Origin of the sequence: Xenococcus sp. PCC 7305 (genome assembly GCF_000332055.1) — a bacterium.
GTDB lineage: Bacteria > Cyanobacteriota > Cyanobacteriia > Cyanobacteriales > Xenococcaceae > Xenococcus.
The window spans coordinates 59,866-67,000 of the sequence record NZ_ALVZ01000219.1 but is presented as its reverse complement, the minus strand read 5'-3'; the positions used below and the strand labels follow the sequence as shown (position 1 = coordinate 67,000).

The 7,135-nt window shown below is 39.2% G+C and carries 5 protein-coding genes and 1 pseudogene; 3 read left to right on the top strand and 3 right to left on the bottom strand.

The features are described from left to right. Positions 1-283: pseudogene (locus XEN7305_RS19955) on the bottom strand (NAD-dependent dehydratase); the annotation flags it as partial. 513 nt (positions 284-796) lie between these two features. On the opposite strand from XEN7305_RS19955, the gene XEN7305_RS19950 reads away from it, so the two are divergent. Next, entirely contained in the window at positions 797-1,663 is an 867-nt protein-coding gene (locus XEN7305_RS19950; RefSeq protein WP_006511314.1) for a sulfotransferase, read from the top strand. 102 nt (positions 1,664-1,765) lie between these two features. Further along, complete coding sequence (locus tag XEN7305_RS19945) at positions 1,766-2,548, top strand: sulfotransferase family 2 domain-containing protein (RefSeq protein ID WP_006511313.1); 783 nt, start codon at positions 1,766-1,768, stop codon at positions 2,546-2,548. 44 nt (positions 2,549-2,592) lie between these two features. On the opposite strand, the gene XEN7305_RS19940 is transcribed toward XEN7305_RS19945, so the two are convergent. Then, complete coding sequence (locus XEN7305_RS19940; protein ID WP_006511312.1) at positions 2,593-4,821, bottom strand: transglycosylase SLT domain-containing protein; 2,229 nt, start codon at positions 4,819-4,821, stop codon at positions 2,593-2,595. 107 nt (positions 4,822-4,928) lie between these two features. Here XEN7305_RS19940 and XEN7305_RS19935 point away from each other — a divergent pair, with 107 nt between their 5' ends. Further along, complete coding sequence (locus XEN7305_RS19935) at positions 4,929-5,588, top strand: hypothetical protein (RefSeq protein ID WP_040898798.1); 660 nt, start codon at positions 4,929-4,931, stop codon at positions 5,586-5,588. Positions 5,589-5,673: 85 nt separating this feature from the next. Here XEN7305_RS19935 and XEN7305_RS26950 read toward each other — a convergent pair whose 3' ends face one another. Then, a complete protein-coding gene (locus XEN7305_RS26950; protein WP_006511310.1) occupies positions 5,674-7,101 on the bottom strand; it encodes an FHA domain-containing protein in 1,428 nt (475 codons plus the stop codon). Positions 7,102-7,135 lie beyond the last annotated feature (34 nt).

The window sequence follows — 7,135 nt, the reverse complement described above, 5'->3', positions numbered from 1 at the left end:
CATCTGGTTGATAGTTATTGATCAAAGACGATAAGCGGTCATATTCTTGAGCAACATCTAGATTATAAAAAGTCATAGATTGACCAGAAACTTCTTGCCATGCGTCGAGGCGGGTTGACATGGACTGAATGGGAGTCAAAGAATTACTTTCTAATTCATTATCAATATTACGACGGGAGAGATTGTCGATAATTACAATATCATGACCTTGAGCTGACAGGTATAAGGCAGTGGGCCAACCACAAAATCCATCACCACCTAAGATAACGATTTTCTTCTTCATTAGAGTAGATCTCCTTCTGTTTGATTTTAAAAAATATGCGCAGTAATACTGAGAATGTAGCTTTGCTTGGCCTTTTATATTCGTCTAATTATTAGGATGTCTTTGACTCGATCCTCGACAAAATATCCTGAGAAACCCGATCTCAATGCAATATAAATAGTGCGATACTCGTAATTTAACGCCCGTAATTTAACGCCCGTAATTTAACGACCACGATTATAGCAACACAAATTTTGAATTGGGGAAATTTATTTTCTAAAGATAAACTTTCTAGTCGGATTCTCTGGCTTATTCCTATAAACTTGCTGATTTCTCACCTTTAATGCTAACTAGCTGCTGTTAGCCATCGGCAATTTATCTTAAAACTTTATTAATTTACTAGATAGGCAGAGATAAATATCGTCTAGCATTGAGCCGTAAATTCACTAGAATCATCATGAGCCATCAAGTTAAATGATATATATTAACTTTTGGATTTTAAAAAACAATATTGTATAACTTAAATACTACAAGATGGAACGAAAAGTAACATTTTTATTGGGGACGGGTCGATGTGGTAGCACTCTATTACAAAGATTAATCAACTTTTCTCCTGAGGCAATTATTTGGGGAGAGCATGGAGGATTTTTAAATCCTATTTCCGCTGGATATTTTAAAGTTTTAAACAATGAAAATCTCGAACGGGTTGTTTATCAAAATCCAGGTCATTATGCTCCGATTCGAATCGTCAATAATAGGGAAGAGATTTGTAGTAGTGAAATTTCCTGGATGAATGATTTTAAGAAAGACGCGCTCAAATTTTCTTTTAAAGAATTTATTGAATCAATATTTTGTAGTAAATTACCTCAATCGGTTTCTTGTTGGGGATTTAAAGAAATTTTGTATGGCAAATATCAAAAAGATCTCTCGATTGACATGCTGTTGGAAATTTTTCCTGAGTCAAGAAATATCATCATTGTCAGACATCCCCTGGATACGATAGTTAGTATGTCAGCAGCTTGGCATGGTCAGCTTCTCGATACAATTAAAGAAAATGATAACCAAGAAGATCTCCGTGAATTTTATCAACTAATCAGAAAAAAAGCCGAGCAATGGTCTCAGCAAAATCAAAGATTAATAGATTATGCGGGAAGGTTTCCCGACAATTTTATTATAGTTAAGTATGAAGACCTAAAAAGTAACTCTTTAGATATGATTTTTGATTTTATTGGCTTAAATAGACCAAAGAATATCGAATCGGTAATGAACCAAAAAGTCTATCAAACAAAGACTAGCGATCGCAATGGCTATGCTAAGGAATTAATGAGAAAAAAAGAAGCGAAAATGTGGAATATTTGTGAAGATATTGCTTTAGAATTTGGCTATAAAAAAGAAGCATGATTTATGATAATGGGGAATTGGGGAATTGGGGAATTGGGGAATTGGGGAATTGGGGAATTGGGAATTGGGGAATTAGGGAAAGGAAATTAAACTAATTGAATAATGAGAAAACAAGCAATTATTTGTCCAAAACTGAAGTTTGCATATATTGATGCTCCTAAATGCGCTAGTACTTCTTTGAAAAGATGGATTTATAAGATTGAGTTTGGTCAAACATTTCAGCGATTTAGGCAAAATAATCAGTGGAAACATATTCATAACTGTGGAAAATTTGCCCAAGTCCCTTTTCCTCAGTTCCCAGAAGATAAAAAAGACTATAAGACTGTCACTATTATAAGGGACCCTATTAGGCGCTTTCTCAGCGCTTATAGTAATAGAATTGTGAATTTCAAAGAATTAGGGGAGCAGACTGCTTATAGTGATCGGATCAGGGAGAATAACCTAAAATTTGACCCAGATATCAACTATTTAGTTGAGAATCTGGAAGCGTATCAAGAATGTACTAATAAAGCAATTATCCTTCATCATACGCGACCACTTGTAGATTTTATTGGGGAAGATCTTAGTCTCTACACTAATATTTATCCCATAGAAGATATTAAGAAAATTAGAGAGGATCTTTTGTCTGATGTTAAACAAGAATTAGCATCTGATAGCGTGCCAGAAATACCTAAAACGCAAACTGGTGGGCCGAAGTTAGAACTTAATATATTGAAGCAGGAAAATCTTGATAGGCTAATCAGCTATTATGCTCAAGACTATGCAACGTTAAAAGACTATTATTCTATTGGTAAAATCACCAAGGAATATCAAAGAACTCTTGACAAGACTTCAGTCGACTTAAATCAAAATAGAACTCTTTTAAACCTAAAACCTAACACCTAAAACCTAACACCAATTTTGACGAGTAAATCAACCACCAAGTCGTGTCACTTATCTTTAAATGGGGATATTTTCTTATCAGCTAAAAGTTTTTTTGTTTCTGGATTATAAAGACGTAAATAATTCCAATAATTGCCGAACACCCCTTCTACATAATCCTTGGTTTCGGGAAAGGGAATGTTTTCCACAAATGTATCAGGATCGGCCAGAGAATATCTACGTTTCCATTTCCTAACATTTCCGGTGCCTGCATTGTAACTTGCGATCGCAAGTAGTGAGTCGTTCTCGTAACGTTGATGGTTTCGCGCTAAATACCAAGTACCAATTTTGATATTATCTTCCGGCTCTAATAAGTCATATTCGCTCAACTGCGTCTGCTGGGCAACCCATTTAGCCGTACTCGGTAAAACCTGCATTAAACCCAAAGCTCCGACACGAGAATCAATTTTGGGATCAAAGGTGGATTCTTTGCGCATCACGGAGATCGCCAATAAGGGGTTAAGTTTTTGTTGTTTTCCCTGGTTGATAATTGCCTCTTGATAAGGAAAAGGAAATAGACCATACCAATAGGCATTAGTTTTTCTCAGAGATCGCCATTGAATCCGATCCAGAGCCGAATATCTTTGGGCTAAACTCCAGATTTGTTGAATGCCCACACGGGTATTTCCCAGCTTTTGCAATAGCATCGCTTCGCTAAATTGCTCTTTCACTGTCAACTTTTGTGGGTCAACTATTTCTGATTGCAACCTAACCCAGGCTGATTCATACTGCCCCAGTAAATACAATTCCTGCAACACATCCGAACCTAGTGGCAGTGGGGCATAGTTTTGCGACAATTCCAGGGTAATCTGTTGTTGCCGCAGAGTGGAAAAATTTCCGACATCCCAACCTAACATCACCGCAGAACGCCAAGCATAATAGGATTGTGGATGCAAAGATAACACCTTGCGAAAAGCCTGTTCTGCCTCAGCTTTGTTCCCCAACTTTTGCGCCCATTTTCCCATCCAAAAGATCGCTTTCGGGTCGCTATTGACATTATTAGTTTTGGCGATCGCTTTTCCCCATTGCCAAGCAGCTTGATAATTTCCCTTTGCTGCCAAGCTCTTAGCCTTGCGCCAACGATAATCTAAAACAATGGGTGAATCTCCATATTCAGCAAAAGCTTTGTCTCTCGTTTCTTGAGCGAGGGTGGTGCTGCCGAGGGCATTATAAATAATTGATTGTGAAAGTAAAGCATTAGCGGTTAATTCAGGGAATTTATCGACAACCTTATTCAGGTAGAAAATACCTTGATATCCTCCAGAAATACCTGCTAGATAAAGTAAGGCTGAGCCGGTTTCTGTGGCGTCATGATATTCGCTAATTAATTTCTGGTAAGCTCTTTTTGCCTGATGAATATTGCCATTACGATGAAAGCCCCTCGCTGTCCGATAAAGATTTTGAGGGGTGTCAGCTGACAACTGGTAGGCATCAGCAGCTTTGCGATGTTCCTCTTCGCGCCAATAGCCATCAGCGATCGCCTCCCAATCAGCTTCTGTTAGTTCGGAGGGATATTCCAAAACTAAGCGATCGCGTAGCCGATCAATATCGGGTTCCCGACTATATTTTGCTAGCAATAATAACAATTTCCATTGCTCAGGGTTATCCTGTAATAGTTCACGGGCAAGATCATGGGTTACAGAGTGAAAAGGAAATTTCTCAATTAAAATTTGACGATATTCGGGACGCTCTACGCCTAAAAGCTTGAGAACATCAGGAACAACTTCAGAATCAGGATATTTAGCGAGAATTGTTTGCCCAATCTTGTCAACCTGCTCTGGCCGTTCCATTTGCTTATAGGCTTTAGCTTCTTGCAACAAAACATAGGGAGCCAGCATCCGATAATCTCTCTTCAAATCCTGGACATAGGCTAGAGCGGCTTCGCCTTGACCTTGATTCAGTAAATCATCAGCTAGTAAAAATTTAGCTCGATGGCGGGTATTAAGAGTCAGTTTCCGATCTTTGACTGAACTATTGCGGGGTAGAGTTTGCTCTGCGATTATTACAAGTTCATTAGCCCTTTGTTGCGGAGTTAAGCTAACCAGCGGTGCGATCGCCTGATTATCTGATTGACTCTTGTTAATTCGCGAATATTGCCAATTATCGGACTGAGTGTCCCGGGAAGCCAAGAGAATTGAGCTTCCCAGCAAAAGAATAGCCCCTGACCCTAAAATAAGTCCCAAATAACGATTCTCATGCTCTTTAAAAAGTTTTCGCAAGAATTCTGACTCTAACATTTCAATGTTTAATGTTTAATGTTTAACACTTAAGGAACTCTTCTCGAACTACTCGCGTCATTGCCACTGACTAGATGCAATTAGACAATTTATTAATTAGTAAAACTATGTTTGACGCTAAATACTATAGATCAGCTATTGCTATTGGACTCAGTCTTAGCACAATGATGGCATCCCTAGCCAGTTTATCCCCTGCTCACGCCCAGTTATTCCCTTCTAATGGCCGTTCTTCTGGCAATAATAATCAGATTAATAATGATATTGTGATTCCTGCTGGCGTCACAATCCCTCTAGAATACGACAAAGAAAAGGTTTTGGTCACTAAAGAAGAAACGATTGAGCTGACCCTCACTGTCGCAGCAAACATTCGAGATCGCGATCGCAATACTTTGATTCCCTACGGAACGGAAGTTTTAGGTCAAATAGAGCCTTCAGGAAATGGTTCGGTTTTTATTGCGGATCAATTAATTTTTGCTGATGGCAGCAGACAATATATTAATGCCAGATCAGAAACTGTAACTCGCACTGAAACAGTGAAGAGAGGGAAAGATGTTGGTGATGTTCTCAAAGGTGCCGCCATTGGCTCGGCCGCAGCGGCAGTATTGTCAGAAATTTTTGGGGATATTAGTGTGGGAGAAGTTCTCATTGGCACGGGTTTGGGGGCAATTACTGGGTTGCTCTTAGGCGGCAATGAAGTAGAACTGGTTTCTATTAATCCCAATCAAGATTTAGATATTACTTTAGATTCTGATCTGGCCCTAAGGTAGGTTTTAGGTTTTAGGTTTTAGGTTGGGGAAACTACTTGCTATTGCCTTTTCTTTATTTGTAAGTAAACTCATTACTTATTACTTATTACTCATTAATAATCTTGAAAATGAAAGTCATAAGATCCCCTTTGCCTAAAGAAATGCGATCGCCAAAACGGAGACGATGTCTGTTTCCTATCAGCAAAGGTTTATGGTTAACATATGTTCCATTCGAGCTTCCCGCATCCTCGACAAAATAAGTGTTTCCTTCAACTCTAATATTGGCATGTACTCGGGAGACGATGTTCGCATCAGGAAAACCTGACACGTCGATATCAGGGGGAATTTGATTGTTGGGTTTTCCAATCCGAATAATGTCTAAATTTTGGGAAAGTTCTATGTCAGTGTCAGTTTGCACATGAAACAAAATAATTCGCTCCAATTGTAGTTGAGTTGCTGATTCTGATACGGGATGGATGGGATTCGAGCCAGCTCGAAAACTTGAGAGCGGAGACATTGGCGAGACTGAGTCTGAGTCTACTGTTTTCAAAGATTCCCCATACTCAGAAAATTCAGATGGTGCATCTAAATCTAATTCTGGCTCCAATTCTGGCTCCAATTCCGGCTCCAATTCTGGCTCTATTTGTGGACTTGCAGGTGATTGTTGGGGCTGCTCATCAACTTCCAATTCTTCTTTTAATTCTTCTGTCGAAGATATTTCAGGTACTACTCTGGCAGTTGTTGCTTCCAGCTCATCTATATCAGACATGTCGGGGAGCTCAGCCTCTAGGTTTCGCTCCAAGTCTAAGTCAAAATCTGGCTCAAAAGCATCAGGTTCAGAGTTGGTATCGAGGACAAATTCTTCTAGCTCTACTTCTTCTAGCTCTACTTCTTCTAGCTCTACTTCTTCTAGCTCTACTTCTTCTAGATCTTCCTCTTCTAGATCTTCCTCTACGCTCAGCTCTTCTTCTATTTCAGCGCTTTCCCATGATTCGGAGCTAGCAGTTGTGGCTTCTAACTCTTCTATCCCAGACATTTCAGGTAGCTCGGCTTCTAAGTCTACCTCTAAATCTGGTTCCAAATCCGGTTCAAAATCTGGTTCAAAAACATCAGATTCTGAGTTGGCAGTAAAAACAAATTGTTCTAATTCTGCTTCTTCTGAATCCGGCTCTTCTAGATCTTCTAGATCTTCTAAATCTTCTAAATCTGCAATTGGAGAGGACAGAGCTTCTGGTTGATCTTCTGTTTCAGCATCCCAAGAATCTTGGGAGCCAAAATCAACCACATCAACCACTTGGTGGGGAATTGTGTCTTTGGGGTCTAATGAGTTTTCCGAATCATCATCTAGTTCCATCAATGACAGCGGCTCTTCCGACAGGAGATTGTAGCCACATTGACCACAAAAAGTCGCGTTAATCTGGGTGAAAGCCCCGCAATTTGGGCAAGGCGAAGTTTTAGGTAAAGGAGAGTAGCAATTTTCACATTGTACAGAGCCTTCTGGATTTTCGTGATTACAGTTGGTACAAATAATCATAATTACTTTATTTTCAGCACCTTTTTAATTGAAA

Excerpts from the sequence above, each read along its gene's own strand:
- XEN7305_RS19940 (WP_006511312.1), bottom strand. The coding sequence starts at position 4,821 with ATGTTAGAGTCAGAATTCTTGCGAAAACTTTTTAAAGAGCATGAGAAT.
- XEN7305_RS26950 (WP_006511310.1), bottom strand. The coding sequence starts at position 7,101 with ATGATTATTTGTACCAACTGTAATCACGAAAATCCAGAAGGCTCTGTA.
- XEN7305_RS19935 (WP_040898798.1), top strand. The coding sequence starts at position 4,929 with ATGTTTGACGCTAAATACTATAGATCAGCTATTGCTATTGGACTCAGT.
- XEN7305_RS19950 (WP_006511314.1), top strand. The coding sequence starts at position 797 with ATGGAACGAAAAGTAACATTTTTATTGGGGACGGGTCGATGTGGTAGC.
- XEN7305_RS19945 (WP_006511313.1), top strand. The coding sequence starts at position 1,766 with ATGAGAAAACAAGCAATTATTTGTCCAAAACTGAAGTTTGCATATATT.